Here is a 19,179-nt window from a genome sequence, read left to right on the forward strand (position 1 = left end):
CTAGCGGCGCAGGCTGCCGATGGTGAGGCGCTTGTCGGGGCTGCCGTCGGCGACGGAGCGCGCTTCTCCGCCCTCTCCGCCCTCCTTGCCCACGGCCTCCACCGCCTCGTGCGACGCGCCCGAGGTGATGAGGCGGAACTTCTCCCCCGCCTCGCGGTCGTGCTGGGCCTGCTCGGGGTCCAGCCTGGCAATCAGCTGCCAGAAGAGGGCGGCGTGCTCGCGCTCCTCGTCCATGATGTGGCGGAGGACGGCCTTGGCCTCCTCGTTGTCGGTGGCGTCGATGTGCGCGGCGTAGAGGTTGATGGCGTCCAGCTCCGCCTCGATGTTCAGCCGGATGGAGCGGGCCAGCTCCGTGTCGGACATCTTCCGGGGCACAAGCGAGTGGAACGGGTTGGTCTGCGGCATGAAGGCCCTCCGGAGGCCGGCGGCGGAGTCCAGGTCCTGGACGCCTGAGAACGCGGGGAGCATCCGCGCGGCCCGGGGCCCGGGTCAACGGAATCCCTTCGCCCGCGTTGCGTAGATGCCGCTGCCTCCGTCATGCTCACGGCATGGAAACACCGGCGCCGCTCTCCCAACTGCTCCAGGCCCTGGAGGCGGGGGACCTGCCAGCCGCGCGCGCGGCGGCGGCGGCACTGCAACGGGCGGGAGCCCACTCCGTTCAGCTGGCGGCGGAGGTACTGCACGAGCTGCGGCAGCCCCTCCTGGGCGTGAAGGCCTATGCGCAGCTCCTCGCGGAGGACGGCGGCCCCAGCGGCCCGCTCCGGCTCCTGCTCGCCCAGGTCGAGCGGATGGAGCAGATTGTCTCCGACTACATCCGCCTGGCCAGCGAGCGCCCCGCGCCCCAGCAGCACCTGTCGCTGGCGGCCCCCATCTGGGCGGCGGCGAAGCTGTTCAGCATCAACCCCGACTCCGCGCGCATCTCCCTGGAAGTAGAGGCGCCCGAGGACATCTCCGTGCAGGGCAACGCGCGGCTCATCGAGCAGCTCACCCTCAACCTCCTGAACAACGCGCGCGACGCGATGGCAGGGCGAGGGCGCGTGAAGGTGGTGCTCGCGCGCGAGGGCTCGTCGCCGGTGCTGTACGTGGCGGACTGGGGCCCGGGCATCCCCGACGAGCTGCGCGAGCGAATCTTCGAGCCCTACGTCACCGCCAACAAGCGGGGCACGGGGCTGGGGCTGGCCGTGTGCCGGCGCATCGCCCAGGAGCACCGCGCGCAGATTGGCCTGGCGGCTCCGGGAATCATCCGCGACGTGCCGCCGCCGGCCACGGTGTTCCGGGTGCTCTTCCCCGCCACGGACGCGGCGCCCACGCGGCGCCAGCGGCTGCTGGTGGTGGACGATGAGACCATCATCCGAATGGTCTTCCGGGACTTGATGAGCAAGGAGTGCGAGGTCATCGAGGCGGCCAGCGGCGAGGAAGCGCTCGATTTGCTGCGGCAGGCGCCGGTGGACCTCATCGTCACGGACAAGAACCTGCCGGGCCTGTCCGGGCTGGAGCTGGCGCAGCAGGCGCGGCGGCTCTACTCCAACTCGCGCGTCATCCTGATGACGGGCTACCCGTCCCTGGTGACGACGCAGCAGGCGCTGGAGCTGGGCGTGGTGGACTACCTGCTCAAGCCCTTCGACGACATCCGGCAGGTGCGGGCGCTGCTGCGCACCTCGCTGTCCGAGCAGGCCCTGCCTCCCGCGCCGCGGACGGCGACCGAGATGCGGCGGGTGGACGTGCTGGAGGACAACCCGACGACGGCGAAGCTCATCACCGAGGCGCTGGCGCTGGCGGGGCTGGAGGCGCGGGTGCTGGCCTCGGCCGAGCTGATGGCGATGGAGAAGCCCGTGGGCGTGGTGGTGAGCTGGGACTTCGCACCAGCCTACGGACGCAAGGCGCTGGAGCTGGCCAAGGCGCTGTCGCAGGGCGCCCCCTTCGTCGTGCTGGCCGAGCACCTCACCATGGAGACGGCGCTGGAGTCCCTGCGCGCCGGCGCCTCCGCATGCCTGCCCAAGCTGCTGTCCGACATCACGGCCCTCAGCCGTGAGCTGAGCCGCGCATTCAAGAGAGAGGCCCCATGAGACTCGCGCTCCTGTCCGTCCTGCTGCTCGCGGTGTCCTGCTCCTCGGACAAGCCCCCGCAGCCGGGACGACAGGACGCGGGAGGCGGCGACGACGCGGGAATCATGGAGGACGCGGGCACGGAGCCGGATGGCGGCGACGAACCGGACGCGGGCACGGAGCCCTCGGACTCGGGCACGGAGGACGACGCGGGCACCGGAGTGGACGGTGGCAATCCGGACACGGACGCCGGCACGACGGACGGTGGAGCCTGCGAGGCCCCCGCCCCGGAGCGCGGAACGGAGCTGGCCGCCCGACTGAACGCGCCCCGACGGCTAGCGCTGGATGCGACGGACCTCTACATCTCCGAGTCGCACTCGCTGAATCCCCAGCAGCCGTCACCGGGGGCAGGGCAGGTGCTGAAGTTCTCGCGCGCGGGAGGCGAGCCCACGCCCCTGGCCACGGGCTTCCGCGCGCCGGATGCCCTCGCCGTGGATGCGACGAGCATCTACGTGCTCGACCTGGATGGGCTCTGGCAGGTGGACAAGGCGACGGGGAGGCGGGGAGACCTGCCCATCGACGCGACGGTCAGCAACGTCACCGTCGGAGGCACCGAGGTGCTTCGCGCCAGCGTCTCGGGCCGTGAGGTGGTCGTGGTGGCCACGGGGAATCGCTGGCTGGTCCGGGTGGACACTGACGGAGGCAATCGCCAGGAGCTGTACGCCGGCACGGGGGCCACGCAGGTGCGGAGCGCGAGGCTCGTGGGCACGGACGTGTGGTTCCTGGTCTCCGGCGGCCCCAACCCCGGCCTCTACCGCGTCCCGCTGGACGGCAGCGCGGCGGCGGAGCGGCGGGACGCCACGGTGACGCGAGGCAACTCGCTGGAGGTGACGCCCACACACTTCCTCATCACCGAGGGCGCGGGCGGCACGGGCCGGGTGCTGAAGCTGCCACGAAGCGGGGGCACGGCTGAAATCCTCGCCGAAGGACTCCAGGGCCCGTGGTTCCCCGTGGAGCTGAATGGGGCCGTCTACTTCAAGGAGGCGCGTGCCGGCGGTGCTGACTTCCTGCGCCGCGTGCGCGCGTGCGCGCCGGGCACGTCGGACGCGGTGGGCCCCGAGGGCACGGGCCCGGGCGGGCTGCTGGTGGACGGCAACACGCTGCTCTACACGTCCCAGGAGAGCGGCACCGGAGGCGCGGTGGGTCGGGTGCCCTGAGCCGGGGCCCAGGCCGGAAGGCCCCCTCCCCTGCCCTGAAAAGACCACGGCCCCGGCGCCTCACTGAGGAGGCATCCGGGGCCGCGTTCTTCCCATCAAGAAACCTCACCGGACCCGCGGGCCCGAGGCGTCTGCCCCGGGCCGTGGGTGTCGGCTCAGTAGTCCATGTCGTCGCCGCCGTAGTCCGGCATCCCGCCGCCGCCGGCGCCGCCGCCCTTGCCCTTCTTCTTCGCGGGGCGGTCGGCGATCATCGCCTCGGTGGTCAGCAGCAGCGAGGCGACGGAGGCGGCGTTCTGCAGCGCGGTGCGCTCCACCTTCGTCGGGTCGATGACGCCGGCCTTCTCCAGGTCCTCGTAGACCTCGGTGCGGGCGTTGAAGCCGTACGCGCCCTTGCCGTCGCGGACCTTGTTGATGACCACGGCGCCCTCGACACCGGCGTTGCTGGCAATCTTCCGCAGCGGCTCCTGGAGCGCGCGACGGATGATGTCCACGCCGAAGTCCAGCTCACCGCCCAGCTTCAGCGCCTCCAGCGCGGGCAGGCAGCGCAGGTACGCCACGCCACCGCCAGGGACGATGCCCTCCTCGACGGCCGCGCGGGTCGCATGCAGCGCGTCCTCGACGCGGGCCTTCTTCTCCTTCATCTCCGTCTCGGTGGCGGCACCGACGTTGATGACGGCCACGCCGCCCACCAGCTTGGCCAGCCGCTCCTGGAGCTTCTCGCGGTCGTAGTCGCTGGTGACGGTCTCCATCTGGCCGCGGATGAGCTTGATGCGGCCTTCAATCTCCGCCTTGGTGCCAGCGCCGTCGACGATGGTGGTGTTGTCCTTGTCCACCGTGACGCGCTTGGCGCGGCCCAGGTCGTTGAGCGTGAGGTTCTCGTACTTGTGGCCGAGGTCCTCGCTGACGACCATGCCGCCCGTCAGGGTGGCCAGGTCCTTCAGCATCTCCTTGCGGCGGTCACCAAAGCCGGGGGCCTTCACCGCGCAGACGTTGAGCACGCCGCGGATCTTGTTGACCACCAGGGTGGCCAGGGCCTCGCCCTCGATGTCATCGGCGATGATGATGAGCGGCTTGCCGGAGCGGGCCACCTGCTCGAGGATGGGAATCATGTCCTGCATCGACGAGACCTTCTTCTCGCTGATGAGGAGGTAGGGGTCGTCGTGGACGACCTCCATGCGCTCGCGGTTCGTCACGAAGTACGGAGAGACGTAGCCGCGGTCGAACTGCATGCCCTCCACCACGTCGAGGTTGGTCTCCAGGCCCTTGGCCTCCTCGACGGTGATGACACCCTCCTTGCCGACCTTCTCCATCGCGTCCGCGATGATGGCGCCGATGGTGTCGTCACCGTTGGCGGAGATGGTACCCACCTGGGTGATGGCCTTCTTGTCGGCGGTGGGCTTGGACATCTTCTTCAGCTCCGCCACCACGACCTCGACGGCCTTGTCGATGCCGCGCTTGAGGTCCATGGGGCTGTGGCCCGCGGCCACCAGCTTCAGGCCCTCCTCATAGATGGAACGCGCCAGCACCGTCGCCGTCGTGGTGCCGTCGCCGGCCTTGTCGGAGGTCTTGGACGCGACCTCCTTCACCATCTGCGCGCCCATGTTCTCGAACTTGTTCTCGAGGTCGATCTCCTTGGCGACGGTGACGCCGTCCTTGGTGATCGTGGGCGAGCCGAAGCTCTTCTCGATGACCACGTTACGGCCCTTGGGGCCGAGGGTCACCGCGACAGCGTCCGACAGAATCCGGACACCGCGCAGGATGGCCTCACGCGCGGACTGGTGGAAGAAAATCTCCTTCGCTGCCATCGCAACCTCCTGAATTTACTGGGGAATTATGTTGTGACTACGCTGGCCGTTAGCACTCGGCCATGGCGAGCGCCAACATAAGGGCCAGCGGGATGATGTCAACCGAGAAGGGCAACCCTGTGGGCGAGCCGACGCGTCCAGCCTCCCTGGGTGCAGGGCTGGCGGGGGCCCTACTCCGCGAAGCGCACGAGGGTGAGCAGTTGCCCCATGTCCAGCGGCTTGCGCAGGGTGAGGGCCACGCCCTTGCGCAGGCCGCGCTCGGTGATGCCCTCGTCGTTGCTGCCCGTCATCATGAGCACGGGAATGGACTGGAAGCGGGCTTCCGCCTTGAGCATCTCCGTGAAGCGGATGCCGTCCATGTGGGGCATGACGTAGTCGGTGATGACCATGCCCACCTGGTTGCGCTCCAGGATGTCGAGCGCCTGCAGGGCGTCCGCCGCCGAGTAGACCGTGTACCCATGCATCTCCAGGAAGCGAGAGAGCATGGTGCACAGCTCGAGATCGTCGTCGACGACTAGGATGTTCACGGGACGGAGCCGCCACGCATGGACGGGTCGCGCAACCTAACAGCCGTGGCCGTCGTTGACAACGCACAGTGCGCCTTCATATGTGCCGGCCCATGGGGAAGCGGACCGCGAAGCGAGAGGGGGTGGACGGCGTGGAGGCTCGACTGGACGCGGTGGCGGACGCCTTCGAGGCGGGTGACTTCGAGACGGCGCTGGCCGGAGCGGAGGCCCTGCTGGCGGACGCGCCCGAGCTGCCCCCGGCCCTGCACTTCCGGGCAGCGGCCCTGGTGGAATTGGGACGGTTGGAGGAAGCCGGCCGGGCCTTCGGACAGGCCCTGAAGGTGGCTCCGGAGGACCTGGAGGTGCTCCTGGGCGCCGCGGACTGCCTGGTGTGCCGCGCCGGGGAGGACCGCGAGGCGGTGGCCGAGGGGCTGGCCCTGTGCGCGCGAGGCCGGCGCCTGGCCCAGAAGGCCGATGATGTGGAGCTGCTGTACGAATTCCTCCTCCTGGAGGGCATGGGCCTGAACCAGATGGGCGAGTGCGCCACGGCGCTGGCCAGCCTGGACGCGGCGCTCGGGCACGTGCCGCGCTCACTGGACGCGCAGCTGGAGCGCGGGATTGCCCTCTTCGAGCTATGCCGCTTCGAAGAGGCGCGGGCCGCCTTCGACAAGGTGCTGAAGGACGTGCCGGACGAGGCGTGGGCGCACCACTACCTGGGGCTGATGGCGGAGCGGCGCGGGGACGCGAAGGAGGCGAAGAAGCGCTTCGGGAAGGCGCAGGCGCTGGTGCCCGAGGAGTTCCCTCCTCCCGTGGAGCTGGAGGAGTCCGCGTTCGACCGCGCGGTGGAGGACGCGGTGAAGTCCCTGCCCCGGCACGCGAAGCAGTACCTGGACAACGTGACGATTGCCGTGGAGGACCTGCCCTCGGACGAGGACCTGCTGGGGCAGGACCCGCCGCTGTCTCCGAGCATCCTGGGGGTGTTCCGGGGCACGCCCGTGGGCGAGCGCAGCGTGACGAACGCGTACGACCACTACCCCGCGTCCATCGTGCTGTACCAGAAGAACCTGGAGCGCTTCGCGAGGACGCGCGAGGAGCTCATCGAGCAGATTGGAATCACGGTGATGCACGAGGTCGGTCACCTCATGGGACTGGATGAGGACGACCTGTGGCAACGGGGGCTGGACTGACGGACGGGGCACGCAGGGCCGCCAGCGTCTGGCGGATGCCCTCGCTGTAGGGCGTCTTGCGCACGGTGCCCAGCAGTCCACGCAGGGCCGAGTCGTCCATGAGGACGGGCTTCGTGAGGAGGTAGTGCATCTCCACCAGCTCGCGCATGAACGGGTCGAAGAGGCCGATGAGCCGGAGCATCCCCTTCCCCATCGTCATGAGCTTCGGAGGACGGCCCGCCTGGGCGAAGATTTCATTCACGAGCTCCCGCTGGGTGGTGACGCCCGCGCCGGCCAGGTTCCACCAACGGCCGTAGGCGCGAGGCTCATCCATGAGCGCGGTGACGACGGGGCCCACGTCGGGCACGTAGACGAACTCGTGCGGGGCGTCGATGGGGCCGATGAGCCCGGCGCGCTTGCCCTGCGCGGCGGAGAGGAAGGCGCGGTGGAGGAAGCTCTTGTCCACGCCCGGGCCGTAGAAGTCGGGGAGGCGGAGGATGGTTCCGCGGATGCGACCGGCGGCGTCCTCGGCCATGAGGAGGTCCTCCTGCTCCTTGCGCATGCGCCCCTTGAAGGTGTGGGGCTCGCGGGGGTGGTCCTCCGTGACGGGCGTGGAGCGCGGCAGGCCGTACGGGTAGACGGTGCCAATGAGCAGCACCTGCTTCACGCCCTCGGCGATGGCGGCGTCCAGCGTGCGGCGCATCAGCTGCGGGTGGAGCTGGAACTGCCAGTAGTTCACCCCGACCATGTAGACGAGCGTGTGGATGCCGCGAGCCGCGGCCCGGATGGAGTCCGGGTCGTCAGGGTTCCAGGTGGCGACCTCCGCCAGAGGGTCCGCGCCGAACTCCTTCTGGAGGCTGGCCTTCGAGCGCCCCACCACCCGGTAGGCCCGCCCCTGCGCCTGGAGGGCCTGCGCCACGCTCTGTCCGACGACGCCCGAGGCGCCGAACAACGCCACCTTGTCCATGTCGTACTCCCTGTTCCGAACGGCGAGAGGTTTATGAACACCGTTCTGTGAACACCGTTCATTTATTGGTGGCCGTTCGGGATGTCAAGACCTACACTGCGAACATGGGGATCGCGGATCGAAAGGAGCGGCAGCGGGCGGAGCTGCGCGAGCAGATTGTCCGGGTGGCCCGGGACATGGTGATGCGCGAGGGCTTCAGCGCCTTGTCGATGCGTAAGCTGGCGGACGCCGTGGAGTACGCGCCGGCGACGCTGTACCTGCACTTCGAGAACCGGGACGCAATTGCGAAGGAACTGTGCGTTCGCGGGTTCCAGGACCTGCTGGCGGCCTTGGAGCCGGCGGCCACGGTGGAGGAGCCGGTGGAGCGGCTGACGAGGATGGCCGAGGCCTACGTGAAGTTCGGCCTGGGGCAGCCGGAGACGTATCGGCTCATCTTCATGGAGGACGCGAAGCTGTCGACGGCGCTGTTCGGTGATGCGGAGGGCGCGGGGCCGAAGTCATTCGCCGTGCTGGTGCGGGTGTTCGAGGATCTGAAAACGGCCGGGCGACTTGCGGAGGACGCCGAGCCCTCAAAGCTGGCCGAGGTGCTCTGGGCGGGACTTCACGGGATTGTGAGCCTGCGGCTCACGTGCACGGGGTTCAAGGGCGCACCCGCCGAGGAGCTGGCACGGCTGCTGGTGGCCACGCTGGTGGAGGGGCTGCCGGGGTTGAAGCCGGCCAAGGCGGCGAAGAAGGCGCGGTGAGCCGTGGCGTTGGTTGACGGGGCCGTGGGCGTGCGGCAGTAATCGACGGTGGTAGGGCCTCCGGACCTGGTGGCCGGCCCGGTCTTCAAAACCGGTGAGGGGTCGCGAGAGCGGTCCCTGGTGAGTTCGATTCTCATGCCCTACCGCCACCCTTTTTCTCTCTGAAATCGGGCGGTTGCAGCCGACTCTCGGTGCAGGATGAATCGTTCGGGCGGGTGCGCAGGCGTTCAGTCGGCTACGTACAAATTGCGTACAACCTTCGCGCCCCCAGCCCCATCTCGCGCATCAACCGGGTTCGCTGATAGCGATCGCGTCCAAGGAGCATTGCTCTGCTGCGACCCGCGAGCGGCATACCCACCTATTCGAGCAAACCTACTCACTCAGCCCTGCCCCTCAGCGCTTCACGAAAGGCCCTCGGGCACAGGAGCCGAGAGTTCCTGCGCCCTGCGTCGCCCCTCATGGTCAGCAGTCAGGACGGGCGTGGTCGTCCTAGACGTGACGACCCACGAAGCGCTCCGCGATGCCACGCTGCTGATTCAGCTGACTGCTCAGGGAGAAGCGGACGTGCAGGCAGGCCGCACGGTGGTCTCACGCCCTCCGCGCACGAGGACGCGCAGCCATCCCTCGGAGCTCCTGGGGAAGCAGCTGTCTGGGACGCCTCATGGCGAGGTCAACGCTGGAGCGATTTCATGAGTGTTTGCGCGGGTTCTTTTCGCGAGATGTCGTCCTGGATTCCCATTACATCCGTCCGCCAGGCACTCTCGAGCGCATTCAACGCACGCGCCCTGTCCTCATCGAGGAGCAGGTAATGCTCGATTCGCATGAGTGCCATGAGCGCCTGGTACTGCTCGAATGGCGAGTCGGGTTGTTGGATGGACTGCAGGATGAGATCCATGCTCAAGAGGACGACAGGCACCTCGACCTTCTGCCAAGCTGCCAGCGCCGCAATCCGCGCACCCTCCGGGTTCTCATGCTGGCGGTAGAGCTCTTCCAGGTCCTTCGCGGAGAAGAACACTTCGGGGATCACGCTCATCATGCGCGCGACCACTCCATTCAAGAGCGTCGTCCGCTCGTCACCTGACGGGAGCCGCTCGCGCATCTGCGTGTAGTCCGCCGCGAGCCGCAGCAGGCGCGAGCGCACCTCCTCCTTCACCTCGCAGCCGCCTGACGTCTCCTCGAACTTCTCGCTCGGGACCGGGGTTGCGCTTCCTCCCACGGTGTTGGCGAGACGGCGGGCCTCTTCAGGCCTCGTGGAGGCATCCCCGTAGACGACGGCATACCGTGCAGACGTCGCAGACGTCTCCCGACGTGCGCGGACCACGTGGAGCCGGTCGATGTTGAACTCGGTGCCAAGGCTGACGGCCAGTGCCTCCCGCTGGGCGAGGTACGTGTCCACGGTCGCGGCACACCCGGCCTGTTCACTCAGGAGGACGACGTACCCGATCACCTGGAGCGTGAGCTCGACTTTGGTTCCAGGAAGCACTCGAGCCTTAGCGGAAGGCGCCTGTGCAGCGACGATTTCCCCAGGGAGGCCTTCTGATTGGGGCTCGGGCAAGACGGCCACCAGCCCGACGTCCTCGAGTGCGGCGCGCGCTTCTGACCTGCCCCGCCCCACCACGTCGGGAACGTCGACGAGGCGCACGTCGGGCCCTCCCCATCTGAATTCCACCCTGTTATTCAGGGCAAAGCACGCCTCGGTGTTTTCCGTGCAGCGCGGCCGCGTCTCGCCGTAGCCGACGGTTTCGAGGCGGGAGGCGGGCACGCCCAGCTCGATGAGGGCCCGCTTGACCGACCCGGCAAGCCTGTTGCTGAGCTGCAAGGCGTAGGTATCATCACCCGGGAAGCCGGTGTGCCCTTCGAGGGTCACGCGCGAACCGTCCGTACTGTCGTTGATACAGCGAGCGTATTGCTGGATCAGGACCCGCTCCGGCCCGCGGAGCCGAGCTTCGTTGAATCCGATCCGTAGCGGAGGCAGCTCAGTCAGCTCGCACCTGGGGGGCAGCCGCATCACCGTGACATCGACCCGGCTGCCGGGCCTTGCTTGGCTCCCCTCCGTGAGAGACTGCGAGCTGACTACTATGTCCGGGTCGTTGAGCGGCACGTCCGGCGTCTGCCCCTGCACCTTGCCGAGCACCAACCGTGCTTGCTCAAGGAGGCCCTGCGCCTCGCTCACGCGCCGGGTGACCAGATCGGGCACCTCCACGAAGACTTCTACGGGGGGCGCTACGGGGGGCGCTACGGGGGGCGCTACGGGGGGCGCTACGGGGACCTTCCACTGCAGATCCACCCTGCGATTCCGGGCCCGACACGCCTCAGTCGTCTCCTGGCACAGCAGCTTGGACGTGCCCGCCCCTTGCGTCTCGATGCGGGAGGAGCTCACTCCGAGGGAGATAAGGTATCTGGCGGCCTGCTGGGCCAGCGCCTCGCTGGCGCTCTGAACGGTCGCCCCGCGCTCCTCCCCCTCCGCATGTCCGGTGATGAGCAGTTTGCCTGGAGCAGACCGCTTCTTGACGCAATCCGCGACGTGCTTGAGTTGCTCCCGCCCCATACCGGAAAAGCCATCGACCCCGTACGCGAACCGGACCGGCTCGAACGCGTCGCACCCACTCGGGACGTCACGCACGAGGGACCAGAGCCGCACCTCCTTCTGGGAGGTGGTGAGAAGGGTGGTGCCGTCCATGCTGAGACGCGCGTCCGTGACACCATCGTGGTGAATCCCCTCCACGAGGATCTCGCGTGTTTGCGCCTCCTGGAGGGAGATGCTTCCGTTGGAGTCTCGCTGGACCAGCAGGAGGCCCCACGGCGTGGCGCCGACACGCAGGTAGCCCCCGTCCACGTGGAGCCGGAAGAGCGGCTCACCCGAGCGTGCATCCCACCCCAGCACCCTCCCGTCCGCCGTGGTGTTCAGCAGCAGGGAGCTGTCATCGCTCGTGAACGCTGGCCGACCTGGGTCGAAGGGCGGCTCCCCGGGCACCACTCCCCCCGGCCGCAGGGTGAAGGGAACCTGTGCCAACCGCTCCATGTCCCACGCTACCCACTCCCCCGTCTCCTCACCGATGAGCACCCGGTCGTCGGAAGGGAATGCCGCGGTGGAGAACTTCGCGCCCTGCGACTGCCGCCGGTCGATTGACCAGCGTGAGGTGCCGGATGGGAGGTCCCAGACCCGAGCGGTGAACGCGCTGAGCCCGAGCAGGCGCTCGCCGCCGGAACTGAAGCGCAGCAGCGACATGTCCTCATCGGAGCGCAGGACGCGTGGTTCGCCGCCGGAGCGGACATCCCACAAGCGCACCCCACCGCCCTCGGAGGCAATGGCGAGCACGTTGCCCGTCGGGGCAAACGCCATGGCCGTGATGCGGCTCTGGTGCCCGGGAGACACTTCCTTCCAAGGTTCTGTCAGTGGCTCCACCCGCTGCACTACTCCGCTCTCCAGCCCCAGGATGAGCTGCTTTGCGTCCGGGCTCAGAGCCACTGCCGCGATGAGCGGGAGCTCCGAGAGTGGCTCCACCCTCGGGGTGCACAAAACCCCCACGAGGGCCGCGCTCGCGCATGCGGCCACGAAGCGCACCTGCTGCGGCCGGAACGCAGCCCACCCACGTACCCGCGCCCTCATGCGCTCGCGAAGACTCCGCGGAGCACGGCTTGCCGCGCTCACCTGCAGGGGCGACGGCATGACTCCGACGTGGCGGAACAGGCGCCGTAGGATGCCCGGCGCCTCGAGCACCGGGGCCTCGATGCGCGCGCCCGCCATGAAGCCGACGAACACCGCGTCCCTCATCGGGCTCTCCGGCGAAGACGTCTGGAGGAGCTGAAGCGGGTTCCAGGCCTTGAGGCGCAGACCTCCGCCGGACCCGTCCGGGCCCTGCCCTTGTCGCGCGAGGGTCCTCCGGGCCAGCAGCGCCAGCCTCATCCTGAGGCAGCGCCGGACAGCGCGCTCCTGGCCAGCGGAGAGCTGGGTGAGTAGGGTCCTGCGGAGCCATTCAGGCATCACCCCATGCTGGAACCAGGGAAGGCGAGCCAGCCTGGGCAGGTGGACTGGAACGGACAGCCCGCCACCGGAGCCGTCTACCACCTTGGGCACAGCCCGCGCCAAGTACAAGGTGAGGTCCCATTCCACCTCCGGGTAGGCCGCGCATGCCGCGAGCCACGTGAACGCGGAGGGCCCCAGGTAGGCTCGTAGCTCCCGCAGCAAACGTGCGATCACCACGGCATCGGGTGTCGCGCACTCGAGCCAGCGTTCCGGATTCCGCCGAATGGACGGGGGAAAGGGCCGCGTGAACTCCGCGAGAGCCTGCGGGCGCGCCATCCCCCCACCCTCGCTCCGCGCGAACGCGACGAGCGCCTCGGTCTCCAGGGGGACGATCGCGAAGCCTTCCTGCTCAACCGCCAGCTCCTCCCTTCCCCAATGGGCCACGGGCGCTGGCGTGAGGAGGACCCTTCGGGGAAGGCGGCGGAAGTCAGCGAGCCAGGGCGCGGGCCTCGCCATGAGTGGGTCGAGGAAGGTGCGTGCCTCGGCCACGAGAACGACCGTGGAGGCGTGGTGACGCGCCAGGAGGCGCGCGAGAGGAATCGGCGTGCGCTCGCCGTCAGCGGAGAAAGCTGTCCTGGGGTCCTCGACAAACGTGTAGCGAGCCACCGCCACATGGCGCTTGCCGAGCTCTTCGAGCAGTCCCTCGACGAGGCGGGCCTGATGGTCCTGGGGAGCCCGGCGATGAACGAGGAAGAGGTAGTGCGGGATGGTCTTCCGCGAGGAGAAGAGCGGCAGGCTGAACCCCGCACCACGGGCAGCCGCCTCGGCCGTCCTCCGTGCGTCGAACTCTGGCACCTGCAGCAGTTCGCGAGGACGCCTGAGCCCCGCCGCGAGTTCCCTCAGCCGCGCGTCCTCCAGCCAGAAGGCATCAGAGGGCTCAGGGTCGAGATGCACGAAATCCGGCCGTTCGGCCTCCGGGAGCTTCTGGAGGACCAAGCGGCGAGCCCTCCATGCGAGGAGCGACCAGAGCCCGAAGACGACGAGGCCCCCAATGACGCCCAGGAGCCCCCCGCGCTTCCAGTCCAACCCAGGACTCTGAGACTCGCCCACGGCAGAGGGCGAGAACGTGCGTGGCTCCCCGACACGCAGCCACGTCTGGGGCGGAGGCACGCCCGCGTCCACCCCCGCGTCCAGCACGCCCCCGTCCACCCCCGCATCCAGCACGCCCCCGTCCACCCCCGCATCCAGCACGCCCCCGTCCACGGAGCCCCCATCGCTGGAGTGGGTTTCTTCGCCCGATAGTCTGTCGCGACCTACGAACCAGAGGAACAGGAGGCAGGCGACCACGGAGAAACCCGCGATGGCCCTCTGGAGCCCCCCGAAGTCGGGTGACTCGGGTTGCTTGGTAGGAGGGGGGGGGACCGCGAGGTGCGCCTGGACGACCCTCCTGAAGCGAGCTTGTTCTTCGGGGGACGTGCAGAACAGCGGCCCCAGGTGGGAGGTGAGTGCCTGAACGTCCTCGTCGATCCTCACACCCCGGCGCTGCAGCTCCACCATGAGCTGGTGTGCCGCCAGGAACTGGCGCGTGTCGACCTTGAAGCCTGCGTCGCGCAGTTGTGCGGTGAGCAGCGGGAGGTCCAGCGTCGGTTTCATGTGTCAGTCGAACTTGAGCTTGCCCTCGATGAACCTCTCCAGGAGCGACCTGACCGCAGGCTGGTCGTCCGAGTTCTTGACGAGCGCATGCAGCCCCTGGAACGCGATGGGCTGCGACTCCTTGAGCCTGCGGTCGGGCGCCGCCTTCATCTGCCGCATGAAGGTGAGCCACTGCAGCAACTCCGCGGTGGAGATGCGCCGCTGGAGTTGGGCCTTCTCGCGCAAATAGCGGAAGAACTTCAAGGCGTCCTGGAGCAGCGCACCGCCTGGTAGCTTCTCCTCGGGCGTACGGGCGATGAGAATCTCCAGCAGCCGCGTCTCTGAAGGGAAGGGAATGTCGTAGTAGATGCAGCGGCGCAGGAACGGCTCGGGCAGCGCCTTCTCCGAGTTGCTGGTGATGACCACGATGGGCCTCAGCGTGTCCTCTACCTTCCCTCTCCCGCCGACGGTCCGGCCACCGAGTTCCGGGATACGGAAGTACATCTGGTCCAGCTCATTCAGAAGGTCGTTGGGGAAGTCCAGCGGCGCCTTGTCGATCTCGTCGATCAACACCACGCTTCGCCGCGGGCCCCGGTACCTGTGACCCGGGGGCAGGAGGGACCTCACGTTCTCCACGGGGCAGGCGTCCAACAGCGCGCGGCCGAGCGCGTTGTACGCGATGTAATCCACGTTGTTCCTGCTCCCCTTGATGTGCGCCGCGTGGAACCTACCGATCGCGTCAAACGAGTAGAAGAGGTCGCGTGAGACCGAAGTCGACTTGGTCTCGAACTTCTCGACCTCGAAGGAGGTCACCCCCTCTACGCCTTGGCGGTGCAGTTGCCAGGCGATGCTGGATGCGAGTTGCGTCTTGCCCGCCCCGGGATCCCCCGTGACGAGCAGCGGGCGCTGCAGGACGAGCGCCACGTTGACAGCGTTCACCAGGTCATCGTCTGGCACGTAGCCTGATGGATGTTCACCACCAGCGCGCTTCGCCTCCTCCTTGTCCTCCTTCGTCACGAGGCGTTCGATGTCTTTCGTGTAGTGCATGGTCCTCTCGTCATGGCGAGGAGCGGTCGCCGAGGAGTTCCTGTACGTGGTGCGCGAAATGGCTCATCCGGAGCCTACTGTCTCGCAGGCGGTAGCGTGAGCTCTTCACGAGCTCCTGTAACTGCAGCCGCTTCTCGCGGACGAAGGGCCGCACTTCCGGCCGGTCGAGCCAGACGTCGATGTCAGGTCTTCCGATGGGGGCCAGTGCTGGAAGTACGGCCGCTCCCCCCACCATCACCCGACCCGATGTGCCCGGGGGAACCAGAGAACTCTCCTCGGCGTAGTGGCGCAGGTTCACCCAAAGGAGGAACGGATGGCTCGGAACGATGACCGCGTTCTTTCCATCGGGACTCGGAAGCCGAAACAGGTCCTGCCACGCACTGGCGAGGTTCTCCACGAACAGGCGGCCGCCTTGCGGCAGGTCATCATCCGCGGCCTCAAGCACCAGGACCTGCGGTTGTCCCGGGGATTTGAGGTATTGGGTGAGCTGCTCATCCGACGCGGTCGAACCGAGGACATGCTGCTTGATGCGCTGGCGGAGCAACGGGGCGCAGTCCTTCAGCTTGGTGTATGGCGTTGGCCACACCAGCTTGTGCTCGGCCAGACCGGACCTCGTGGCGCCAAGGCAATTCTCGAGGATGGCGGGCTTCACCCGGCGCAGGAAGTCGTTGTGGCTCTCGTCCCCGTGACCATGGACGACACAGATCGGCGTCCGCTCCTGCCGCAGGATGGCGTTGAGGTAATCGTTGAGCGCCCCCTCCTGCACGTCGCGGTCACACAGGTACGGAAGCATCTCTGGGATCGGCTCCGCCTGCGGGGTGGCCGAGGTACCCAGGCATGCGTGGAGCCGCTTCGCGAGCCGTTTCACGTCCCCGTCCTTCTGCTTGCGCGTCAGTTCCTCGTGCTGGAGCCTGAGGAGCGGACGAAGCTCCTCAGGCAGCCGCTCGGCTCCGGGTAGCTTTGCCGGCTCGACAAGAACCGGGATGACGAGAACGTCTCGGGGACCGCGAACGAGCGCCCCATGGACCTCCCTTCGAACCCAATCGCCCTCGTGCTTCAAGCGCCGGATGCTCCTCCAGTTCGTCCACCCCTTGCCGACGACCACAAGCATGGCGCGGCACGTCTGGACCGCGTCCTGGAGCTCGTTCGGCCAAACCTGACCAGCCTCCAGACGAAGCGAGTCCAGGAACACATCGAATCCGAGGTCCGCCAGATCGTCCGCCAGTATTCGCGCTGCTTCCCAGTCGGAATGCCGGTAGCTGATGAAGATGTGAGGCATGTTCTCGGCCGGCAAGGGCGCCCCCGTGTGCTCACAGGGGATGGTTCGCCGTGATGAAACCACAAAATCCCCATGCTCCCAATCGGCTGAGGCCGTGGGTCTTCAGATGCCGCGCTGCTGATCCAGCTGACCGCTCAGGGAGAAGCGGACGTGCAGGCAGGCCGCACGGTGCCACAGTCCGCGGTCCGGTGCCCTCAAACGACTGGAGGCGGCGGCGCGGCCACTGGAACAGCATCCCCGGCGCTGGCGCGGCTCCTCCGCCGGACCTGAAGCCGCCCCAGGGGCCAGTCCCAGCTTCTACTGGGGGCTGGAGTCCACGCCGTCGCAGTTGGGCTCCACGACGGGGAAGGCGTCCTTCTGGGAGGAGTGCACGCACAGGCCGTTGAGCGGCTCGCACTCCGAGTAGGTCCAGGTCGACACCCGCGGGTCCTCGCGCCAGCTCGCGTGCTTGAGCGTCCCTCCATTCAGGTCCCTGAAGACGGTCGTGCCGTGATTGAGCTCGACGCCCACCACGATGAGGCTGGTCTCCTCCCCCTCGTCCTCGGTGCTGAACTGGAGGTGGACCCGGGTCTCCTCTCCGAAAGCCTCGATGCGGATCTCCATGGGCTCCCCATGGCAGGAGGGGTGGATGACGAGCTTCCCCGATCTCCGCGTCAGTTGGGTCCACGTCCCCTCCAACTGCTGGGCCAGCTGCTGCTCCGCCGGGGTGATCACCCCCCGGAGCTTCGAGAACCCCCGTTGCTCCGCATCCTGCTGGCTCGGGGGTGGCTCCGGGAGCTTCTCCAGCGCGCTCTTCAAGGTATCGGAAGGGACATACCGGCCCCCCCAAGCGGGAGAGGAGGAGACGAGCGTGGCGCCCCAGGCAGCGGCCAGCAAGGAGCCGATGAAGGAGAGGAGGCCGCGAGTGGATTGGGCAGAGTGGCTGAAGAGGACGTTCGACTTCGACGTGTTCGCCTGCGTGAGGTGTGGAGGCAGACGGCGAGTGCTGGCGTACGTGAACGAGGCGGCAGGAGTGCGAGCGATTCTGGAGCACCTGGGCCTGCCCACGGCAGGTGCGAGGCTGGCCCCGCCGCGCGAGCCCCCTCAGGCCGCGTGGTGTTGAGGCTCAAGCCGCCAGGGCCAAGAGAGCCAAGCCCCTGCCGCGCACCTCATGGGAGGGCGGCCAGGGCCGGCGTGTCGACGGCGGCCGACAAGACCTCCGAGCAACTCTCCCAGTGGACGACGGGGCTGAACCTCGCGGTGAGCTGGAGCGGGCTAAAGGCGCTGGGGCTCCCAGCCGCGGCGCTGGAGAGCTTCCCCACCGAGTTCCGGGAGGGCATGGTCGCCCGTGCGGACATCCTCTGCGGCTGGTATGGCGAGCGCGATCCGCTCATGATGCACGGCGCGGGCAAGCTCACCCTGCCGCGCGCGCCGCTGCGCCGGTGCGTGGAGGGAATCTAACGCTTCGTCACCATGAAGGGTGGGGGCTACTTCTTCCTCCCCAGCATGAAGGCGCTAGAGTCCTGGCGAACCTGGAAGCTCCCACGGCCTGATACGCTGCTGTGCGGGCGACTGCCGGTTCGGTTGCAGCGGGACGTGCGGAGGAGCAGCGATTGTGACCCAGCAGACCACCCTCCTGATTGTCGATGATGATCCAGACATCCTGGAAGCATTGAGCGAGATCATGGAGGCCGAGGGCTTCGGGACCCTGCCCGCACGCAATGGCAAGGAGGCTCTCGAAAAGATGGAGCACGTCCGCCCCGACATCATCGTCCTCGACCTGATGATGCCGGTGATGGACGGGTGGGAGTTCGCGCAGCGCCTTCGCATGCGACGCATCCGGCCCCGGATTCCGATTGTGGTCCTATCCGCCGACAGGAATGTAAGGAGCAAAGCGCTTGACATCGGTGCGTGCGGACATCTGGCGAAACCATTCGACCTGAATGATCTCATTCAGATGATCCGTCTCACGCTGGAGATACGGGACGGGTGGATGTGGAGGACCTTGGGAATCTCACGTGTCCCCACTTTTCCCAAGCTGTGGCTTTCGGCGGTAGAGACTCTTCGGAGGGCACTGGGGATGTCATCCGTCCGCAGCACTCAGGAGGAGCCCCCGCCCTCACGCCCCGCGGACATGCCTTCTTCCCAGGAGCGCCCCGCGCCTCCACTCAGACGCGATGTCTACCCCTATGTCATGGGGGGATTGCTCCACGACGCCCTGAACGTCGCCGCGTCGCTGCAGCACTTCTCCCACAAGGAGCCCGAGGCCCCCGCCAGCGAATCGAAAAGCGCTGCTCGCATGAGAGTGGGGCTCGAGCGGCTCGTCCGCGTCCTGCAGCTCATGCAGGACATTTCGAGGGCCTACTACGCCCCCGAGCAACAGGCGCAGGAGCAGGAGACCATCGAGAGGGTCGCGGACCAGTACCGGCGCGCGCACCCCGAGTTCAGCTATGCCGTCTCGCAGTCGAAGCCGTTGGACCTTCCGGCCGGCATCAGCACCTTCCTCGTCGGCGAACTGCTCGAGAACGCTACGCGTGCCTGCGAGGGTGTCTCCTCCCCCCGGATCGAGCTTCGGATCGAAGTCGAGACCGATGGCACCGACTCCATCATTTGTACGGACAATGGGCGAGGCTTCCCCGAAGAGCTGCTCGAGCGGATTCGTTCCGGGCATCTCCCCCGGCCTGACGGCGTCACGCTCAGACTCGACTTTCGCTCTTTTGGAGCGAGGGGGCGAGCGCTGCGGTCTACGCCGCGCGCCCCTGGGGCGGCGTGGCGCGGGAGGCGGCGCGTAAGTTGGCGCGAAGTCGACGCGGCGAGTGCCAGCGG

Annotated in this window: 13 protein-coding genes, 1 tRNA gene and 1 pseudogene; 7 read left to right on the plus strand and 8 right to left on the minus strand. The window is 67.9% G+C overall.

The genetic code is table 11. From position 1 onward, the window contains the following. A complete protein-coding gene (locus G4D85_RS37050; protein WP_164018819.1) occupies positions 1-405 on the minus strand; it encodes a demethoxyubiquinone hydroxylase family protein in 405 nt (134 codons plus the stop codon). A 143-nt stretch (positions 406-548) separates the two neighbouring features. Between G4D85_RS37050 and sinK the strand changes: the two genes are divergently transcribed. Both sinK and sinM read left to right on the plus strand, forming a co-directional pair. Beyond that, positions 549-2,066 carry a hybrid histidine protein kinase/response regulator SinK gene (gene sinK, locus G4D85_RS37055; protein WP_164018820.1) on the plus strand — a complete coding sequence of 506 codons (1,518 nt, stop codon included), beginning with the start codon at positions 549-551 and terminating at the stop codon, positions 2,064-2,066. Next, positions 2,063-3,262 (plus strand): signal integration modulator SinM, encoded by a 1,200-nt coding sequence (sinM, locus tag G4D85_RS37060; protein ID WP_164018821.1) that lies wholly within the window; start codon positions 2,063-2,065, stop codon positions 3,260-3,262. Before sinK ends, sinM begins: the two co-directional genes overlap by 4 nt. Positions 3,263-3,417: 155 nt before the next feature. Here the strand turns inward: sinM and groL are convergent, their stop codons facing one another. Beyond that, a complete protein-coding gene (gene groL, locus G4D85_RS37065; protein WP_164018822.1) occupies positions 3,418-5,067 on the minus strand; it encodes a chaperonin GroEL in 1,650 nt (549 codons plus the stop codon). A 170-nt stretch (positions 5,068-5,237) separates the two neighbouring features. Beyond that, on the minus strand, positions 5,238-5,594 hold the full coding sequence (locus tag G4D85_RS37070) for a response regulator (protein ID WP_164018823.1): 357 nt from the start codon (positions 5,592-5,594) through the stop codon (positions 5,238-5,240). Between the two features lie 92 nt (positions 5,595-5,686). Here G4D85_RS37070 and G4D85_RS37075 point away from each other — a divergent pair, with 92 nt between their 5' ends. Next, entirely contained in the window at positions 5,687-6,760 is a 1,074-nt protein-coding gene (locus G4D85_RS37075) for a metallopeptidase family protein (protein ID WP_164018824.1), read from the plus strand. Here the strand turns inward: G4D85_RS37075 and G4D85_RS37080 are convergent. Further along, entirely contained in the window at positions 6,714-7,706 is a 993-nt protein-coding gene (locus G4D85_RS37080) for an NAD-dependent epimerase/dehydratase family protein (protein WP_164018825.1), read from the minus strand. The two genes, G4D85_RS37075 and G4D85_RS37080, sit on opposite strands and share 47 nt — an antisense overlap. Positions 7,707-7,810: 104 nt before the next feature. Here G4D85_RS37080 and G4D85_RS37085 point away from each other — a divergent pair, with 104 nt between their 5' ends. Beyond that, positions 7,811-8,449 (plus strand): TetR/AcrR family transcriptional regulator, encoded by a 639-nt coding sequence (locus tag G4D85_RS37085; protein WP_205525866.1) that lies wholly within the window; start codon positions 7,811-7,813, stop codon positions 8,447-8,449. Positions 8,450-8,499: 50 nt separating this feature from the next. Continuing rightward, positions 8,500-8,598: transfer RNA gene (locus tag G4D85_RS37090), tRNA-Sec, on the plus strand. Positions 8,599-9,119: 521 nt separating this feature from the next. Here G4D85_RS37090 and G4D85_RS37095 read toward each other — a convergent pair. From G4D85_RS37095 to G4D85_RS37110, 4 genes are all read right to left on the minus strand, one after another. After that, positions 9,120-14,069, minus strand: a complete 4,950-nt coding sequence (locus G4D85_RS37095; protein WP_164018827.1) for an OmpA family protein — start codon at positions 14,067-14,069, stop codon at positions 9,120-9,122. A gap of 3 nt (positions 14,070-14,072) precedes the next feature. Beyond that, on the minus strand, positions 14,073-15,095 hold the full coding sequence (locus G4D85_RS37100; RefSeq protein ID WP_164018828.1) for an AAA family ATPase: 1,023 nt from the start codon (positions 15,093-15,095) through the stop codon (positions 14,073-14,075). Between the two features lie 10 nt (positions 15,096-15,105). Next, positions 15,106-16,389, minus strand: coding sequence for a TIR domain-containing protein (locus tag G4D85_RS37105; RefSeq protein WP_164018829.1), 1,284 nt, complete (start codon positions 16,387-16,389; stop codon positions 15,106-15,108). 282 nt (positions 16,390-16,671) lie between these two features. After that, positions 16,672-17,172 (minus strand): hypothetical protein, encoded by a 501-nt coding sequence (locus G4D85_RS37110; protein ID WP_164018830.1) that lies wholly within the window; start codon positions 17,170-17,172, stop codon positions 16,672-16,674. Positions 17,173-17,547: 375 nt separating this feature from the next. Here G4D85_RS37110 and G4D85_RS37115 point away from each other — a divergent pair, with 375 nt between their 5' ends. Further along, the gene (locus G4D85_RS37115) at positions 17,548-17,814 is read left to right on the plus strand and encodes a hypothetical protein (RefSeq protein ID WP_164018676.1); all 267 of its coding nucleotides are present in this window, start codon (positions 17,548-17,550) and stop codon (positions 17,812-17,814) included. Positions 17,815-18,037: 223 nt separating this feature from the next. Continuing rightward, positions 18,038-18,328: pseudogene (locus G4D85_RS49910) on the plus strand (response regulator); the annotation flags it as partial. Positions 18,329-19,179 lie beyond the last annotated feature (851 nt).

Origin of the sequence: Pyxidicoccus trucidator, from assembly GCF_010894435.1 — a bacterium.
Classification (GTDB): domain Bacteria; phylum Myxococcota; class Myxococcia; order Myxococcales; family Myxococcaceae; genus Myxococcus; species Myxococcus trucidator.

What these genes read in the sequence shown, in the direction of transcription:
- G4D85_RS37050 (WP_164018819.1), bottom strand. Translation starts at nt 405, where the DNA reads ATGCCGCAGACCAACCCGTTCCACTCGCTTGTGCCCCGGAAGATGTCC.
- sinK (WP_164018820.1), top strand. Translation starts at nt 549, where the DNA reads ATGGAAACACCGGCGCCGCTCTCCCAACTGCTCCAGGCCCTGGAGGCG.
- sinM (WP_164018821.1), top strand. Translation starts at nt 2,063, where the DNA reads ATGAGACTCGCGCTCCTGTCCGTCCTGCTGCTCGCGGTGTCCTGCTCC.
- groL (WP_164018822.1), bottom strand. Translation starts at nt 5,067, where the DNA reads ATGGCAGCGAAGGAGATTTTCTTCCACCAGTCCGCGCGTGAGGCCATC.
- G4D85_RS37075 (WP_164018824.1), top strand. Translation starts at nt 5,687, where the DNA reads ATGGGGAAGCGGACCGCGAAGCGAGAGGGGGTGGACGGCGTGGAGGCT.
- G4D85_RS37080 (WP_164018825.1), bottom strand. Translation starts at nt 7,706, where the DNA reads ATGGACAAGGTGGCGTTGTTCGGCGCCTCGGGCGTCGTCGGACAGAGC.
- G4D85_RS37085 (WP_205525866.1), top strand. Translation starts at nt 7,811, where the DNA reads ATGGGGATCGCGGATCGAAAGGAGCGGCAGCGGGCGGAGCTGCGCGAG.
- G4D85_RS37095 (WP_164018827.1), bottom strand. Translation starts at nt 14,069, where the DNA reads ATGAAACCGACGCTGGACCTCCCGCTGCTCACCGCACAACTGCGCGAC.
- G4D85_RS37100 (WP_164018828.1), bottom strand. Translation starts at nt 15,095, where the DNA reads ATGCACTACACGAAAGACATCGAACGCCTCGTGACGAAGGAGGACAAG.